This is a genomic window from Pseudobdellovibrio exovorus JSS, from assembly GCF_000348725.1.
Lineage (GTDB): Bacteria > Bdellovibrionota > Bdellovibrionia > Bdellovibrionales > Bdellovibrionaceae > Pseudobdellovibrio > Pseudobdellovibrio exovorus.
Map to the genome: position 1 here is coordinate 23,985 of NC_020813.1, position 15,853 is coordinate 39,837.

Below are 15,853 nucleotides of genomic sequence, written 5' to 3' on the forward strand. Positions count from 1 at the left end.
AAAAAAGGGACTTGATCAGTCCCTTTTTTATTTTACAGAACTCGTTTCGGAATGCTTAAAAATTACTGGTTACAAATGGGTAGGTATTCGTCTGTGCAACAAAACGTGACATTGTCTAAATAGTCAACTTGGTTTACTATATTGATATAGGAGGCCAAATGAAGACCTTTATTTATCAGAATCAGAAGCTGAACTATGTGGATCAGGGGCGCGGTGAAACTATTGTTTTTGTGCATGGTACGCCAACAAGCTCTAGCGAATATGAACAGGTCATTGCGGAGCTATCCAAAGATTATCGCTGTCTGGCTTTAGATCATTTAGGGTTTGGCTTATCGGATAAACCTGAAAATGGCGACTATACAATATCGGCTCATCAAAAACGCTTGGAGTCTTGGCTTCAGCATTTACAGATCAAACAGCTTCATTTATTTGTACACGATTTTGGCGGAGTGATCGGCTTACCGCTTTTACAGAAAAGCGATCTGCAAATCAAATCTGTAACACTTGCGAATACATGGCTTTGGCCATTGATTGAAACTGAGCCACAGATGCAATCGCAGAAAGCTCTAGTGACTTCAGGAGTCTTTCCCTTTCTTTATCGTCACTTTAATTTTTCAGCGAAAGTGTTGTTAAAAATGGCTTGGGGAAAAAGACGGCCATTGAGCCGCCAGAGACATAGATTTTATAGGAATCATTTTCCCAATCGAAAATCACGCGAAGGAACAGTTGGCTTTTTGAAGTCGCTATTTGATTTTACAAATCCTTGCTGGCAGCAGCCGTCTGTTTTACAAACTTTAAAAAACAAACCTGTACAATTTATTTGGGGAGAGGCGGATAAACTGATCTCTTCACGCAATTTACAAAGATGGCATGAGTCTTTGCCGGAATCCAAGATTTACAAACTTCATGATGTCGGGCACTTTGTTGCAGAAGAGGCTCCTGAAGACGTAATCGAAAAACTAAAACAATTTATTGATCAAAACAAATGAAAAAAAAACATCACATAAATGAAATAGAAGTTGAAGCTTCCAAAATAAATCTTAAACAGCCTCTAGGTAGATTTTTAATAATTCTATTTCGTCAGTTTGAAGAGGAGCTGATGGCCGAGCTTTCAAAAAAGGGTCACAGAACTATTTCTGCGGCTGACCTAAATGTGCTTCGCCATATAGATCCAAAGGGGATTTCAGCTAATCGCATTGCCGAGCTTGCAGGAGTCAGCAAACAAGCGATCAGTAAACAGATAAATAAATTGGATAAAGACGGCTTAATAAAAAGAGAAGTCGATACAGAAGATCAGCGCGCACAACAAATCGCCTTCACCAAGAAAGGTGAAAAACTGATTTATGACAGCATTGCGATTATTGAAAAAATAGAAAATAGATTTGCGAATATTTTAGGTGGAAGTGCGCAATTAGAAAAAGTTAAAAGCTCTTTAAATCGTCTGATTGATAAATAAAAACCCCTGAAGTCGTCCTAACGTCAGGGGTTTTCTTTTTTTCTTTGCAGATCGGCTTATGTGAGCAGGGAGTTTTTTCTTCAGTCGCAACAACAATAACTAAAGGAAAAAACTATTTAAGCTTTCTTGCGATACTCGGGCGAGTGACCTTCTTCTGTGCTTCCCTCATCCTGAGTGAAATCAAAAGAAAGTTGTTTGCTAGTGAAGTTAACGATTTTCTCTGGGTGCCTCTGAATTTCTTTTCTTTCAGAGGGAGTTTGCACGTTAACACCAGTAGACTGTTTAATTAGATATTTCATAAACGCTTCTTTGGCCGCATCAGAAGCTTGAGGGTTAAAACCCATCTCTTTCATTAAATCGCCGGCTTTTTTCATAGTTCCCCTCTTCCTTGAAGTACTTTGTGTCCGCTTAAAATTAAATTTTTAGGATGAAAGTCTAGGTAGAAGGTCGAAGATGAAGATCAATGATGCTGTCTGTTTGTAAGACTCTTGATGCGGGATGTGGGGGTTAACCGTCGCCGTATTGCGCATTTTTGTTCGAGCTATAACGACTTGTTATGTGCGGTCGCGTTAAGTGTAGGAAAACACTAAAGAAAGACGCGTTGCAAGATAAAATGTCAACCGCTTTTAGTCCAGATTCATGGTCCAGATTAAAAAAGAGATAGTCACTCGACTCTACGATGGTACTATTTTGGAACCAACAAACACAGTTCTGTCTCAGGGAAGGAGAACAAACATGCTCAATGGAAGAGCCATTAAATTTTTCGCGACTGCGTCTTTAGCTTTGTCAGTAACGGCAACAGCTCATGCTAACTTAGAACAGGTTGAAGCTGTACCAGGCGAATATATCGTACGCCTTAAGCCATCTATTAAAGAGATGAGCGCAACTCAAGTTGCTCGTTCTTTAGGTGCTTATGTTAAATCGACAATTCCTTCACAGAACATCGTAGTAGTTAAAAGAGCTACTTTCGAAACAGCGGACTCAGCTATTAAAACAATGGCTCAAAGTTCACTAGTTGATGTTGTGGAACCAAACTACATTTATAGAATCAACAAAACTTCAAACGATCCAATGATGGAGCAACTTTGGGGTTTAAAAAACTTCGGTCAAAAAGATCCTAAAGGCCAAGTTGGTGTTGCTGGTATTGACGTAGGTAACATTGAACAAGCATGGGACATCACAACTGGTGATCCTAATATGGTGATCGCGGTTATCGATACAGGTGTTGATTTCAATCACCCTGATTTGAAACCAAACCTTTGGGTAAATGAAGCTGAGGCTAACGGCCAAGCTGGTATCGATGACGACAACAATGGTGTTATCGACGATATCCATGGTTACAACTCAATCACAAACACTGGTAATGCAACGGATGACCAAGGTCACGGTTCTCACTGTGCTGGTACTATCGCTGCTAAAGGTGATAATGGTATCGGTATCGTAGGTGTTGTTTGGGATGCGAAAATCATGGCAGTTAAATTCTTGGACAGAAATGGTTCAGGAACTTTAGAAAACGCTCTTAAATCTATCGACTACGCAACTAAAATGGGTGCGAAAGTGATGAGTAACTCTTGGGGTGGCGGCGGATTCTCGCAAACTCTATTAGATGCTATCAAAAGATCAAATGAAGCTGGCGCGATCTTCATCGCAGCTGCTGGTAACTCAAACCAAGATAACGATGCTCGCCCTGCATACCCTGCTACTTATGATGTTCCAAATATCATTTCTGTAGCGGCTATCGACAACAAAGGTGCGAAAGCAAGTTTCTCTAGCTATGGTAAACGTACAGTTCACATCGGTGCACCTGGTGTTAACGTTTGGTCTTCTACTGGCGGTAGCTACGCTTCTTTCTCTGGAACTTCAATGGCGACTCCACACGTATCAGGTGTTGCAGCATTGGTTTGGGGATATGAGCCAAGCTTAACAGCGTTGGAATTAAAACAACGTCTTTTAGCTACAGCGACTCCAATCGCTGGTTTGAAAAACAGAGTAAGAACTAATGGTATGGTTAACGCTTACGCGGCTTTGACTAACACAGTTCCACCACCAGATGTAAACGATCCAGCTAACTGGAACTCTGTTCCTGCTGAATACGCATCTTCTAGCCCATACGCTAAAAACACGAACGAGACTTACGAAGTTCATGTTGAAGGTGCTAACGAATTCGCATTGTACTTTGAAAAGTTCGACACAGAAGCCAACTATGATACTTTACAGTTGGTTGCTGCTGACGGAACTATCATCCAGACCCTGAGCGGAAACAATGATGACGTGTTCTCTGCTCCGGTGACTGGAAACTATGTAAAACTAGTTTTCAAATCTGATGCTTCAGTTGAAAAAACTGGTTGGAAAATCACTAAAATCGCAATTCGCTAATTAAGATATTTAGACGAAATTTCGATTACAAAAAGTATTAAAAGTACTACAAAAGAGGAGCAAGCCAGCTCCTCTTTTTGTTTTTAAAAGCAAAAAATCAAGTCGCCAGCAAGAGTAGAAACTCTAACTTCAAGTCTAAAGGTCCCCCCTAGCAGAACCTGTTTAATGCTCGACTAGTACTATCATGTTACACTTAGAAATACAGAACGTGATGAGTATGAAAACGCTAAAGAAGAACTTTTTTAAAAGAAATTTTCTAGCTTTCCCTAAGGGAAATTTGCATATCTTTGCTATTTTCATTCTAGCTTTTGGCCTTTGTTTGGTGGCCAAAGCGGAAGAGTTCGATTTAGATGTTCTAGACTTAGATGTAGTCAGCACCGATTCAATCAAAACGATTTCATTTCATAATGAGACGTTTTTTATAAATGTTGATAAAAAAGATGCCAATGAAGATTTGAAGACCCTGTATTTACACATGGAGGGTGCGGGAAACTTTTCTAAGCGCTTGGTTTATCATAAGTTTAAACAAGAAAATGGCGTGCTCGGGGTCGTTCAAGAAACAAAATCCTTTTTTACAGATTTAAAAAAAGACAGTCCGACGGCAGAGTTTCGCGTTTACACCGCTGCGGATAAAGTCACGAAGTGTATTGAGTTCGTCTATGAACGAGGAACACATTGGCAATATGTATTAGTGAAAGTTAGCCCTGAAGAGGATGGCAAGATAAGCATGTCAGAGTATGCCCATCGTGCAGAATTGGCGAATCAAACAATTTCTTTCGAAGAATTTAAAGCCGAGAATATGCAGAAACGCGAGGCTCTGTGGAAAGAACTTCGCGAGCTACCATTTTAGATTTTTAAAAAAGCGAGTTTGTAAGTAGTCGTTTAAGTCGTCTTATGACGAGCCAAAAAATCTGCCAGCTTCAAGTTCACATAATCTGGGAAATCCAGCTGACTGCAGTGGGACCCATAGGGAATCAATAAAAATTCAGAATGTTTAACAAGATCATGCATCTCGCGCTGAAAAGATGTTGGTGTGATCATGTCGCGGTCGCCAGCAATAACGAATGTAGGGCAAGCCACACGAGGCAGAACATCAGTTGCGTCGAACTTTAAAAGCTGTTCAAAGAGTTCAAAGAAATAAGGTAATTCAAGACGAGAAACTCCCCGTCCATACATTTCGATGTCTTTAAATTGAGTTAGCTTGATGTTGAAACCACCGGATAATGCGGCAATTTGAAAGGCCACGGGATTGTCTATCAACCCTTTCCACAGATTATTCCACAGATCAGGGTACTTGCGATGTTGCTCGCGGATAAAATGGAAAAGAGGTTCGACAAATTCAAGTCCAAAAAGCTTTTTCAAGGGATTACGGGCAAAACCATTAATAAAGGTCATAGAGGAAAACAGCTCAGGAAACTGCTCGTAAGTTTTAATCAAATAGGGAACGCCGAAGCTGTGGCCTACAAAATGAGCCTGCTTTAGATTCAAATGTTTTAAAAGTCCTTTGATATCAAAAGCTAAGTGTTCGTAAGTTAAGTTGTTGAGGTTATTCACTGGAGTACTTTTGTGGTGACCACGAATATCAAATAAAATCACCTGATGAGTTTTTGAAAAGTATTCGACCTGATTGTGCCAGTGATTCATCAGACAGGCGATGCCGTAAATGAAAACAAGAGGTTCACCTTTTCCACGCACTTCATAATAAATCGGTGTTCCGTCAATCGCATTAAAATAGCCAGTTTGCTTTTCAATAAATTGTGGAGATCCAGATGCAGAGGCTTCGGATTCAGATTTTTTGCTGGAAGAAGACACTGATGAAGACGAGGTGTTTTTTTTCTGGCTCATATTAAAATACTCAATTCGATGGTGCTGGAAGAGACGCGTAAAAAGTCTCCGTTGTTAATAACGTGTTGATCAAAAGGTTGCCCGTTAATGGTCGCTTTATCGCCGCAAAGATTTTCAATGTAAGCTTTGTCCCCGATTTGAAAGAAGCGCGCCACTCGCGGAGGGGATGCCGGATCTTTTAAATTGAGGTCTAAACTGTTGTAGCCGAGCTCGCGCGGGCCGTAGCTGAGGGTGTAAACGTCCTCGTATTGAGGTCCCTGAGTAAAGCTCAAACGAACAGGATGTAAAAAGAAGAAAATCTCGGTTGAGGTCTGGCGAGCGGGATTATTTTCAAGCCAGTCTTTGAAGTCCTCCACCCAATTTGTGCCCTTCAGGGAGCGGACGTGTTCGACCACTTTGAATCCGGTCTGCCCGAGGTGAAAAACAAGGCCTTGAATCAAGGTGGCGCGATCGACCTCTTCAAAACCAAGACGCATGCGACTTGGAGCTAAACATTCGATATTCCACTGTTTTTTTGAATCTAAAGCGATAACTGCGTGAAGCTCGGCCATTTCGCTGTCCGTAAAGGCAAAGGCCTCTTGCCCATAGCCCTGCTGGCGGCCTAATTGTAGGCCGTTCTTCAGTGAAATGCGCTTTCCTTTGTGGTCTCCGTCGAGGACTTCGAGCTCTAATCTCATGTATTTGCTTCCTAAAAAACATATTACGTCTTCGAATCAGGGCTTGTCCACTGGACGCTTAGGTGTTAGACCAGTAGAACACAAAAGTCATCCTTGCTCCCCCATTGTGGAGGGGGCTTTAACCGAAAGGAATATCATGGATCTTAAGGCAGAACTTAAGCGTCCGTACGAGGTTGTTATCCTTGTACACCCAGACGCAACAGTTGAAGAGCAAAAAGCTCTTTTCACAAAAAACAAAGCAACAATCGAGAACTACAAAGGCTCTATCCACTCTTTGGAAACTTGGGGTAAAAGAACTTTGGCGACTCCGATCGGCAAATTAAGAAAAGCTGTGTACTTTCACGCTTTCTTTGAAGCTGATCCGCAAGCGATTATCGAACTTGAGCGTACTATGCGCATCAACGATAAAGTATTGCGCTTTATGCACACTAAACTTGACGAAAGAACTCCGCTTGCTAAGCACGCTGAATCTTTCAAAAAAGGTTTAGCTGAATCAGCTCAACGCGAAAAAGAGCGTGAAGCAAAAGCTCAGTTGCGTCGTCAAGCGGCTCAACAAGCTCGCTCTGAAAAGTTCGAGAAGTACGATAAAGAAGAAGCTTAATCAACAGTCTAATACGATATGAGCTTGCCGACTAATCCGAAGAATAAAAAACTTATCGTCTTGGCGCTGATCAGCGCCACGGCTTCTGTTCTTTTTTCTTTTATGGGCTCGCCATTTTTGCGTGCCTTTGCGGCGTCGGCTAAGTCGTATGTGTTCTGGTTGACGGGTTTAGTTTTAATCGGATTGATGTTTGCCACAGGCTCTCAAAATTACAAGGTGTCAGAAACAGCGGTTTATGTCGGAGCGATTTGGATGACTTTGGGCTCTTACAGTGAACTTGAAAAGCGCGGAATTAAATGGAAGTTTGCAATGCCGACTTCTTTGGTTCTGGGACTCTTATTCGCTTTAGCTGGATACTTTTTAGTGTTGAAAAACCTGAGCGCAGATCACAGTTTGATTGAGCTGGTAGCCCCTTTACACGAAGCTCTGACCAAGGCTTTCCCGAGTATTTCTTTGGAACAAAGCGATTTGATCAGTTACCTTCCCGGCATATTCTTAGCCAGCTTGGCAGGATCGTTGGGTTTGGGCTTTGTTTTTGAAGCCAATGTCTTCAGAATGTTTCGTTTAAAGAGAGAGCGTATCGCTTCAAGCTTGCGTTGGTTGGAATTCAGACTTCCAGATTTCGCAGTTTGGTTAACGCTTTTTGCAATCCTGTTTACGGTTGAAAACTTCGGATTCAAACCTCTGCAAACAGTTGGAATCAACTGGTTAGTGGTGGCCTCTGTTGGTCTTTTCTTTCAAGGATTAACAGTAATTGAATTTATGATTCGTTTTTATCGTCTAGGATTGTTTACTAGAACCGCTATCTATTTGTTGATCGTTCTTCAGTTGGCTCCCTTTGTCGTTTTAGTGGGGCTTGTAGATTACTGGGCTGACTTCAGAAAGCTCGTAAGAAAAAAATTAAAAACGACATAATTTAAAGTGAGGATAATATGAAAGTTATTTTACAAAAAGATGTTAAAGACTTAGGAAAAGTCGGAGACCTAGTAAGTGTTTCTGAAGGTTTCGCAAGAAACTTGTTGTTCCCAAGAAAATTGGCTTTAGAAGCTACTGAAAAAAGAGTGAACGAATACAATCACTTGAAACGTGTTGCTGAATCTAAAAAGAAAAAAGCAGTTGCTGAACGCCAAGAACTTTTGAACAAAATCAAAGGAACTACTGTTGGTTTCAAATTGAATGCTGGTGATAACGACAAGTTATTCGGTACAGTGACGACTTTGGATATCTCTAAAGCTTTAGACGCTCAAGGTTTCTCTGTGGATAAAAAAGACATTCACTTAGAAGAGCAAATCAAAGTTTTAGGAACTCATAAAGCGACAATCAAATTGGGTGAAGGCCTAGAGACTTCTATTCAAGTTGCTGTTGAGCGCGCGTAATTTTTACGGCTAAGCTTTTAATGAGCAAATAAACGGAAAAGGACCCTGAAAGGGGTCCTTTTTTATTTTAAGAGCATGAACCAAACAGCCGATAAGGTTCATTATGAGATTATTTTTTCTAACCACCCTTTTCTGCCTTTCGGCGTTTGCGCGCCTAACCGATAACCAAGTTGAAATTAAAGTAGAGCCAACTCCAACTCAAAAGCAGCTTCAACTGATTCCGAAAAAGGGATTCCATTTGAATGCAGAAGCACCCGCTTCGGCCACCTTTGATCAAAGTAAGTCATCGTCAAAACCGGAATCAAAAACGGAACAGCTATTTACCTTTGCCATTCCTAATAAAGCCGCCACGGCAAATTTGAGTTACTACGTCTGTGACGATAAGAAAACTGTTTGCGAGCGCCACCAGCACAGTGTGAATTTAAAAACGGGCTCTGTAAAAGTAGAAGCAAAAGCCAAAGAAGAAAATAAAGCGATTTACAATCGTGCCCAAGATGTTCAATTGACCAGTAAAAATGGTAAACCTACGCTATTGGTATTTTCGGCTCCATGGTGTCCAGCCTGTTTGCGTATGCAGACAGAAAACTTCAATCAGTTAGCTGTAAAAAACGAGCTGAAAAAAGTGAACTTTGCCAAATTGAATGTGGATATCACCGACAATGCCGAGTTATCAGAAAAGTTTGGTGTTCGCGCTATTCCCACAATGGTTTTATTAGATAAAGATGGAAATGAAACCTATCGTTGGTTGGATTTTCAGGCTCCCAAAAGCTTTGCTGCCGAACTGAAGCGCGAGGCCGCCCAAGCCCATCTATTTTTGGAAACTAAGAAAAAAGCAGAAATGGCTGACGCAAAAGCCGCTAGAGTTTTAGGGCTTCGTGCTTTTAACGCCTTTGAGTTTGAAGAGGCGCTTAAGTGGTTTTCATTTACAAAAAGTGCAGAGGACTTGAAATACAAATTGGCCTCGGAAGTTAAAGTCGCACAAGAGAAATACTCAAAAGATATTGAAAAAGAAAAAAACAATTATCTGCAAACACTAGAAAAATCAATCGTGTTGACCACAGCGGAATTAGACAAGATAGATTGGTCTATTAGCTACTTGGAAGCGAAAAAAGAATTAAAGCTCATCAACGACGAATCAAAAACAAAAGCACAGGAAGTTCTTCAACAAATAGATCAGTTGATTGCTAAGCCACAGGCGGCGCAAAAAGCATTTAAGAATGCCACCTATGGAAATTATGATGGCTTTGAAAAAGAAGAGCTGCTGTATATGAAAGATCGTATTTACAATGTGCTCGAGCTAAAAGAAGAAAAAGATAAAAATCGCCAAGCGCTATCAAAATCAATCGCCGCGAAAAAACTAAGCGTAAAGCGCCCAGGCGAGATGTTAATGGGAATTGTGTACACGCGCATGGCAGAAGATAATGCAAAAGCAGAAGCCATGTATGAAAGCCTTATCAAGGAATACCCACACAGTTACGTCTATTATGAAAAGTACGCGCGGTTTCTTTTAAGAAATAAGAACACGGAAAAAGCATTGGCGCAGACGAATGAAGCCTTGAAGTATCCAGAAGGAAACTTACCGCAGCTCAGTCTGCTAAAGGCCAATGTCTTAAAAGAGCTGAACAAAAAAGACGAAGCATTAAGCCTAATCGACCAAATTCTGAAAAGTGACTATGTCCAGCATAAGAAGTACGCCGTGACGGTAAAACGGCTGAATGATCTAAAACAAGAGCTTAAAAACTAGGTGCCAGGCCGTGTTTACGGACACGCTGCGTCCGTAAACACGGCCTGGCACCAACTCGAACGAAGCCGAACACAAATTATAGATTGGCTCGAACGTGGGTGATATTTTTGGTGACGGGTTCGTCCGTGTCAGACAGAAATCAGGGCAGACTATTATGACAAATGTATTCTTATACGTAGATTTTCGCGAGTTTTTAAGGGACGAGCTGCAAAGACGTTCTTTGCGTAACTCAAAGTACTCTTTACGTGCCTTTGCTCGTGATATTGGAATGAGTATTTCCCGCCTATCTGAAACACTTTCGTCCACGGCGGGGATTTCGATGTCTACGGGGCAGCTTATTGCCCAACGTCTGAAGATGTCAGATGTGGAAAAAGAATACTTCTTAAATTTGATTATGGCTAAGCACGGGCGCACGCCAGAGGTCCGCAAGAAAGCTCAGCGCCGTATAAAGCAATACAAAGCCCGACGTATTTTTATTCAACTACGCGAAAACCATAAGGAATTACTTTCGAAGTGGTATTATTTGCCGCTGATTGAGTTATTGGGAATGCGGTGCGAACTCAGCTCAGCTGAGATATCTAAAATTCTGGATATTTCCCAAGAAGAGGTTGTCGCGGCGTCGCTGTTCTTGGCTGAAAAAGGCCAGATCGTACGTAATGAAAATGGAGTTTGGCGTAAGGCGAATATCTTTCAAAAAATTGAAAGCTCTACCCCTGCCACAGCGATTCGTCAGTTTCATCGTGACGTTCTAAAAAGGGCCGCAGCCGCCATAGAGGCGCAACCTATTGAAAAGAGGAAGTATTTATCCAGCTACTTTACGATCAGAAAAGAAAACATCGCGGAAGCAAGGCAGGATATAGAGCGTTTTAATCAGTGGTTTTTGAAGAAATATGTCACTGAAAAAAATGCAGACTCAGTCTATGTTTTTGCTATACAACTGTTTGGCTTAGAGTAATTTTGTGGTATGTCTGGGGTCAGAGTGAAGATTTTAATTTTGAGCCTTTTATCTGTATTTAGTATGTCAGTTGCTGCTCGTGGAAACAGTGGCGGCAGCGGAGCGACCACTGTCGGTGACGGCGGACATGTCGTTGTTTGTTATGACAACAGCCAATCTAAAAAAGAAGTTCAATTATTAGATCTTTTTGAAATGGAAGCTTTGGGCTACCCGACAACATTTGCATTGGGGAACGCACAGGTTCCACTGGCGAATAAGGTGTGGATGGGAATGACTCGTCTTCAAAGTCACTTGGGCTTAAGCAATGCCGAGGTAGACGAAATGGTCTACGCGGCCGATCGGTTTATGCGGTTTCCTTACGATCCATGGGAAACAGGGATGAGATCTTTTTTCGGTTATTTTCTACAGGCAAAGCCAGTTGAAGTTAGAAGAAGCGTCTTTGACGAAATGGAGCGTCGAGGTTGCCGGCTTGAAGTGGCCGTGATCCGTCCTGACTTAGATGCCGAGCGTGCTAGTACCGAGAACTATAAATCTATATGTAGTCGTAGCTTCGCAGGCTTTCACTATTGTTTTTTAATGAATACAGATCTTATCCGAAAGATGGATAAGGACCAAAAAGCCTGTTTGATCATCCATGAAGTCCTAAGATTCTTACCTAAGGAAAAAAAGATTCAGAGTGAGCGAGCTTTACGACGCCACACGTATTACGCCTGCACGGGCCAATTGGCTGTATAATTTAAGCGGAACACCTCCGAACACTTTCTACAGACACATTCTTTGAACTGACAATCAACATGGTAGGATATTTTTCTTAAAGGCATGTGAAAAGCTGCGCGTAAAAGAAAAAGAGGTCCTACATGATAAACAGACGAAGTCCATTTTTCATCTCGGCAATTATTTTTATGCTATTTATTAGCACGAATAGCTTCGCAATTGAAACTAGGGTCGCTAGTGAAAAAGAAAAATTAGCGAAGGAATATCTGAATATCATGGGATTTGAAAACGAATCGCGAGAATCTTATGAGTCGCTACAGATGCGCATAACGAAAAGCAATCCGGCGTCAGGTGAAAAAATGAAGGCACCCGAGTTGACGGCCCGATACATTCAACAACTAGATCAAGCTTTGGTAAAAACAGTTACAGATGTCTTTTCTGAAGACGAGTTAAGGAAAACAGTGGCCCTTTTAAAAACCTCTTATGGAAAAACATTTGCAGAAGGTCATCGTAAATTCATGAAGAAATACATTGAAAATGTGAATGTCGTTATGGGCGAAATTTATAAAAAAGGTTTGGCTGGTAATCACGAATAGTTTTAAGGGATTAAAATGAAAAGTATAAATTTGATGTTGGCCTTGATGTTGGGCATGGCCTTTTCTTTTTCGGCTTGGGCCGAAGAAGGAGCCACCACCGTAGGTGATGGCGGACATGTTGTGATTTGTAAAACCCCAGAGGGATGGTCTGCTGGGCGATTATTAGATTTATTTGAAGCAGAGGTCTTGGGGAAATCTGTGATTTTTGATTTAGGAAGTGAAGAGCTGAGCATAATAGACAAAGTGAGCTTAGGACTGTCACGGGCGCAAGAAACCCTTAACTTGAAAAGCGGCGAAATAAACTCAATGCTGTCCGTAGCTGAAAGATTTTTAAAGTTTCCCTATGATCCGTGGAAAAGAGCTAAAACGGAAAATGGCGGCGCCGTTTATGCCATTAAAGCAAAAGATCCGTTAGTCAGTCGACAAGTCTATTACGAGCTAGAGCGCCGCAACTGTTACGTTGATACAGTTGTGATTCATCCAGACTTCAGCGATAGAAGATCGCAACAAACTAAAACTTACGAGAATATCTGCCTGGCAAATGTAATTGGTCTTCGCCAATGTTTTTTAACAAACACACGACATTTAAGAACAATGAGCTCAGATGAAAAAGCCTGTTTAGTGATACATGAAACTTTGCGGTTTTTACCTCAGTCAAAGAGCTTTAAAAAAGATTCAGATTTACGTCGCATGACGTATCAAATTTGTACAGGTCAGATTTGATCGAACATTCCGAACGGATAAAGGACTCGATTTAAAACAGAACAGAGGACCCCATGATAGCATTTTTGCATCAGGGGGTTGTCTGTGTTTGTATCTGAAGAACGTACGCTGAATGGCGAACGTATACATTATATTGAGGTGGCAGAGGCAAGAGGGCGTTTAAGCACGCCGTTACAGCATGCCGTTGAGGCCGCATTGAAAATTCAACAGCAAGCCGAAATAGCCCGATTGCCGATAAAGCTTTTTCTGAGCGGCGGAATTGATTCAGAAGCCATGGCCCGCGCTTTCTTAGCTGCCCGTGTTCCCTTTACTGCGGTGATCGCTCGTTACAATCAAGATATGAATTTCCATGATTACGAAACGGCAATTCCCTTCTGCGAGCAATTCGGCATTAAGATCGAGTTTATCGACATTGATGTGTATCAGTTTTTAGAAAAAGAAGAGCATCTGGCCTATGGACATGAGCTGGGGTGCCGTTCACCGCAGCTTGCTGTGTATATGCATATATTAGATCAGGTGGACGGGTTTCCTGTTTTGGCGGGGAATCCGATTTTTCCGATTCTTAATGGCGGAGCAGAACAGATCAAACAGGGAATACAAACGGGCCGATTGCTACTTGAGCGTGTGATGGGTCTTTCAGATCAAACGCAAGCCTCTCTGCTGCGCTATTTTGAAAAACGTCAACGCCGAGGTGAGCCGTTCTTTTTTCAATCGTCTTCTGCGCTGATAATGTCATTCCTAAAACTACAGAGCACCATTCAAGAGATTGTGCGCGAAGAAAAAACATACACCTATCAAATGAAGTGCCGCGCTTATCGTGATGGTGGTTTTGATGTAGAGCCACGAGCAGACAAATACACAGGTTTTGAAAAGTATCGTGAAGAGTACGACAAAAGATTAAATACACAGTATGGAAAAGGATTTGATAGAAAGTTCCGTGAACCGCTCGAAAAGATGAACCCACTTCTGACTGAAAAAACACAGCTCCCAGTTCCCAGCGAAGTCATAGAACTTATTTTTGCGGAAACCATCCGTATGACAAGACCAAATGAACTCAACAGACGAAGGGCCTTGTTACAGATGATGATGATTTCTGTCGGTGTACTGTCGCCACTTCCCGCGTGGGCTCTGTCGTGTTGTTGTGATTATGCGAATAACCTCGGCTGTATCATCACGAGTCCGGCTGGCTGTAAAGCCCATTTAGCTACATGTTATTAACGGCTCAAAATTAAACGCGAAAGGAAAACATAAAGATAGCTGAATTTTAATCAAAAACCCGAACGCGACCGAACGCTTTAGCGGTGGCCTTGGTTTAAAAGAAAATAAAAACAGAGATAATGTGGGAACTGCTTTACGAACATTTAGCATTGGAGTTCCCTATGGTTTCCTTTCAAGCAAAAACTGCGAAAGAATCTTTATTATCTGAAAGCCGGATATTAAACGGAGAAAAAATTCATTCGATTGAAGTTGCAAAAGTTTTTGCAGATCTAAGCTCACCCATAGAGCACGCGATGACCAAGGCGAAAGAAATTGCTCGAACAGCATGGGCTAATAATTTAGAAATTAAACTATTCCTCAGTGGTGGTATTGATTCCGAGGCGATGGCGCGAGCTTTTTTAGCAGCAGGTATTCCTTTTGTCGCGGTGATTGGTCGCTACAACCAGAATATGAATGAACATGACTACGTCACGGCGATATCGTTCTGCGATCAATTCCATATTCCTATGCAGTTTCTAGATGTGGATGTGTATCAGTTTCTAGAAGATGAGGGTCATTTGGCCTATGGACACGAACTAGGATGTCGTTCACCCCAGCTTGCTGTGTACATGTATATGTTAGATCAAATCGAAGGTTTTCCGGTCTTAGCGGGCAATCCTATATTTCCTATTTTGAAAAATTCGGGAAGTGAGCTTAGAAAAGAACTCTCTACTGGAAGCTTTGAAATGGAGCGTGTTGTGGGCCTTTCAGATCAGACACAGGCTGTGCTTTTTCGTTATTTTGAAAAACGTCAACGTCTAGGTGTTCCTTTTTTCTTTCAATCCTGTGCTGAGTTGATGATGTCGTTTTTAAATTTAGAAAGTACAATCGAAGCTATGACTAGTGGTCGAAAGAATTATAGCTATGAAATGAAGTGTCGCGCTTATCGTGATGGTGGTTTTGATGTAGAGCCACGAGCAGACAAATACACAGGCTTTGAAAAGTATCGTGAAGAGTACGATAAAAGATTAAACACACAGTATGGAAAAGGATTTGATCAAAAATTTCGTCAGCCATTAGAAATGTTAAATCCACTTCTGGCTGAAAAGATATATCTACCTTTACCTGCTCAGGTGACAGAAAAACTTTTTAGAAAACTTTCATCTTTATTTAAATCGGATGCGAACATGAGCCGTCGAGGAATCTTGGCTGGAGTGGCCGCCGCTGCTTTTGGATTATTAATCCCGCTTCCGGCAAATGCATTGATGTGGTGTTGCTGTTCGGATGGGAACTGTTTTTCAACAACGCCGAAAATGTGCAAACAAATGTGCCTTTAAGAAAAAAGAATAAAAATTATTGGCCTTTTTCTGGGCTGACGCCGTAGAAAACTTCGTCAAGGTAGATCAGTAAGCATTGTCTTAGATCTTCGACAGTCATCTCTTTTGGATCGACTTCTAGTGCGCGGATGGCGGCGAAAAGCTCTGTTTCGATGGTATCAGCATCAATTTGAGTTCGCTTAGCAAATTGTTCTAAAACTCGTCCCATGCTCGCCTCCTGCTTGCAAATCTGACTGAATTCAAAACCTCTTCAAAA

18 protein-coding genes are annotated in these 15,853 nt (G+C 41.6%); 14 read left to right on the forward strand and 4 right to left on the reverse strand.

Annotated features, from left to right (window positions below; all coding sequences use genetic code 11):
- Positions 1 to 158: 158 nt before the first annotated feature.
- Both A11Q_RS00115 and A11Q_RS00120 read left to right on the forward strand, forming a co-directional pair.
- Positions 159 to 989: an alpha/beta fold hydrolase gene (locus A11Q_RS00115; RefSeq protein ID WP_015468733.1), complete on the forward strand. Its 831-nt coding sequence runs from the start codon at positions 159 to 161 to the stop codon at positions 987 to 989.
- Positions 986 to 1,456, forward strand: a complete 471-nt coding sequence (locus A11Q_RS00120; protein WP_015468734.1) for a MarR family winged helix-turn-helix transcriptional regulator — start codon at positions 986 to 988, stop codon at positions 1,454 to 1,456. Before A11Q_RS00115 ends, A11Q_RS00120 begins: the two co-directional genes overlap by 4 nt.
- Positions 1,457 to 1,572: 116 nt before the next feature.
- Here A11Q_RS00120 and A11Q_RS00125 read toward each other — a convergent pair whose 3' ends face one another.
- The gene (locus A11Q_RS00125) at positions 1,573 to 1,830 is read right to left on the reverse strand and encodes a hypothetical protein (RefSeq protein WP_015468735.1); all 258 of its coding nucleotides are present in this window, start codon (positions 1,828 to 1,830) and stop codon (positions 1,573 to 1,575) included.
- A gap of 361 nt (positions 1,831 to 2,191) precedes the next feature.
- On the opposite strand from A11Q_RS00125, the gene A11Q_RS13200 reads away from it, so the two are divergent.
- Entirely contained in the window at positions 2,192 to 3,832 is a 1,641-nt protein-coding gene (locus A11Q_RS13200; protein WP_015468736.1) for a S8 family serine peptidase, read from the forward strand.
- Between the two features lie 217 nt (positions 3,833 to 4,049).
- On the forward strand, positions 4,050 to 4,682 hold the full coding sequence (locus tag A11Q_RS00135; protein WP_041574986.1) for a hypothetical protein: 633 nt from the start codon (positions 4,050 to 4,052) through the stop codon (positions 4,680 to 4,682).
- A gap of 32 nt (positions 4,683 to 4,714) precedes the next feature.
- On the opposite strand, the gene A11Q_RS00140 is transcribed toward A11Q_RS00135, so the two are convergent.
- The gene (locus A11Q_RS00140; RefSeq protein WP_015468738.1) at positions 4,715 to 5,677 is read right to left on the reverse strand and encodes an alpha/beta fold hydrolase; all 963 of its coding nucleotides are present in this window, start codon (positions 5,675 to 5,677) and stop codon (positions 4,715 to 4,717) included.
- Positions 5,674 to 6,354 (reverse strand): hypothetical protein, encoded by a 681-nt coding sequence (locus A11Q_RS00145; RefSeq protein WP_015468739.1) that lies wholly within the window; start codon positions 6,352 to 6,354, stop codon positions 5,674 to 5,676. Before A11Q_RS00145 ends, A11Q_RS00140 begins: the two co-directional genes overlap by 4 nt.
- 136 nt (positions 6,355 to 6,490) lie before the next feature.
- Between A11Q_RS00145 and rpsF the strand changes: the two genes are divergently transcribed.
- From rpsF to A11Q_RS00195, 10 genes are all read left to right on the forward strand, one after another.
- Positions 6,491 to 6,955, forward strand: a complete 465-nt coding sequence (gene rpsF / locus A11Q_RS00150; RefSeq protein ID WP_015468740.1) for a 30S ribosomal protein S6 — start codon at positions 6,491 to 6,493, stop codon at positions 6,953 to 6,955.
- Positions 6,956 to 6,973: 18 nt separating this feature from the next.
- Entirely contained in the window at positions 6,974 to 7,870 is an 897-nt protein-coding gene (locus tag A11Q_RS00155; RefSeq protein WP_015468741.1) for a DUF2232 domain-containing protein, read from the forward strand.
- Between the two features lie 17 nt (positions 7,871 to 7,887).
- Positions 7,888 to 8,331, forward strand: coding sequence for a 50S ribosomal protein L9 (rplI, locus tag A11Q_RS00160; protein WP_015468742.1), 444 nt, complete (start codon positions 7,888 to 7,890; stop codon positions 8,329 to 8,331).
- Between the two features lie 103 nt (positions 8,332 to 8,434).
- On the forward strand, positions 8,435 to 10,075 hold the full coding sequence (locus A11Q_RS13205; RefSeq protein WP_015468743.1) for a thioredoxin family protein: 1,641 nt from the start codon (positions 8,435 to 8,437) through the stop codon (positions 10,073 to 10,075).
- A 154-nt stretch (positions 10,076 to 10,229) separates the two neighbouring features.
- Positions 10,230 to 11,030, forward strand: a complete 801-nt coding sequence (locus A11Q_RS00170; protein WP_015468744.1) for a TIGR02147 family protein — start codon at positions 10,230 to 10,232, stop codon at positions 11,028 to 11,030.
- A gap of 24 nt (positions 11,031 to 11,054) precedes the next feature.
- Complete coding sequence (locus tag A11Q_RS00175) at positions 11,055 to 11,765, forward strand: hypothetical protein (protein ID WP_148284905.1); 711 nt, start codon at positions 11,055 to 11,057, stop codon at positions 11,763 to 11,765.
- 122 nt (positions 11,766 to 11,887) lie between these two features.
- Complete coding sequence (locus tag A11Q_RS00180; RefSeq protein WP_015468746.1) at positions 11,888 to 12,340, forward strand: DUF2059 domain-containing protein; 453 nt, start codon at positions 11,888 to 11,890, stop codon at positions 12,338 to 12,340.
- A 15-nt stretch (positions 12,341 to 12,355) separates the two neighbouring features.
- Positions 12,356 to 13,063: a hypothetical protein gene (locus A11Q_RS00185; protein WP_015468747.1), complete on the forward strand. Its 708-nt coding sequence runs from the start codon at positions 12,356 to 12,358 to the stop codon at positions 13,061 to 13,063.
- 84 nt (positions 13,064 to 13,147) lie between these two features.
- A complete protein-coding gene (locus tag A11Q_RS00190; RefSeq protein WP_015468748.1) occupies positions 13,148 to 14,281 on the forward strand; it encodes an adenine nucleotide alpha hydrolase family protein in 1,134 nt (377 codons plus the stop codon).
- A gap of 119 nt (positions 14,282 to 14,400) precedes the next feature.
- Complete coding sequence (locus A11Q_RS00195; RefSeq protein ID WP_041574989.1) at positions 14,401 to 15,597, forward strand: adenine nucleotide alpha hydrolase family protein; 1,197 nt, start codon at positions 14,401 to 14,403, stop codon at positions 15,595 to 15,597.
- 16 nt (positions 15,598 to 15,613) lie between these two features.
- Here A11Q_RS00195 and A11Q_RS00200 read toward each other — a convergent pair whose 3' ends face one another.
- Complete coding sequence (locus A11Q_RS00200) at positions 15,614 to 15,805, reverse strand: hypothetical protein (protein WP_015468750.1); 192 nt, start codon at positions 15,803 to 15,805, stop codon at positions 15,614 to 15,616.
- Between the last annotated feature and the right edge of the window lie 48 nt (positions 15,806 to 15,853).

Excerpts from the sequence above, each read along its gene's own strand:
- A11Q_RS00120 (WP_015468734.1), top strand. The coding sequence starts at position 986 with ATGAAAAAAAAACATCACATAAATGAAATAGAAGTTGAAGCTTCCAAA.
- A11Q_RS00140 (WP_015468738.1), bottom strand. The coding sequence starts at position 5,677 with ATGAGCCAGAAAAAAAACACCTCGTCTTCATCAGTGTCTTCTTCCAGC.
- A11Q_RS00145 (WP_015468739.1), bottom strand. The coding sequence starts at position 6,354 with ATGAGATTAGAGCTCGAAGTCCTCGACGGAGACCACAAAGGAAAGCGC.
- A11Q_RS00115 (WP_015468733.1), top strand. The coding sequence starts at position 159 with ATGAAGACCTTTATTTATCAGAATCAGAAGCTGAACTATGTGGATCAG.
- rplI (WP_015468742.1), top strand. The coding sequence starts at position 7,888 with ATGAAAGTTATTTTACAAAAAGATGTTAAAGACTTAGGAAAAGTCGGA.
- A11Q_RS00125 (WP_015468735.1), bottom strand. The coding sequence starts at position 1,830 with ATGAAAAAAGCCGGCGATTTAATGAAAGAGATGGGTTTTAACCCTCAA.
- A11Q_RS00170 (WP_015468744.1), top strand. The coding sequence starts at position 10,230 with ATGACAAATGTATTCTTATACGTAGATTTTCGCGAGTTTTTAAGGGAC.
- A11Q_RS00185 (WP_015468747.1), top strand. The coding sequence starts at position 12,356 with ATGAAAAGTATAAATTTGATGTTGGCCTTGATGTTGGGCATGGCCTTT.
- A11Q_RS00155 (WP_015468741.1), top strand. The coding sequence starts at position 6,974 with ATGAGCTTGCCGACTAATCCGAAGAATAAAAAACTTATCGTCTTGGCG.
- A11Q_RS00180 (WP_015468746.1), top strand. The coding sequence starts at position 11,888 with ATGATAAACAGACGAAGTCCATTTTTCATCTCGGCAATTATTTTTATG.
- A11Q_RS00200 (WP_015468750.1), bottom strand. The coding sequence starts at position 15,805 with ATGGGACGAGTTTTAGAACAATTTGCTAAGCGAACTCAAATTGATGCT.
- A11Q_RS00195 (WP_041574989.1), top strand. The coding sequence starts at position 14,401 with ATGTGGGAACTGCTTTACGAACATTTAGCATTGGAGTTCCCTATGGTT.
- A11Q_RS13200 (WP_015468736.1), top strand. The coding sequence starts at position 2,192 with ATGCTCAATGGAAGAGCCATTAAATTTTTCGCGACTGCGTCTTTAGCT.
- rpsF (WP_015468740.1), top strand. The coding sequence starts at position 6,491 with ATGGATCTTAAGGCAGAACTTAAGCGTCCGTACGAGGTTGTTATCCTT.
- A11Q_RS00135 (WP_041574986.1), top strand. The coding sequence starts at position 4,050 with ATGAAAACGCTAAAGAAGAACTTTTTTAAAAGAAATTTTCTAGCTTTC.
- A11Q_RS13205 (WP_015468743.1), top strand. The coding sequence starts at position 8,435 with ATGAGATTATTTTTTCTAACCACCCTTTTCTGCCTTTCGGCGTTTGCG.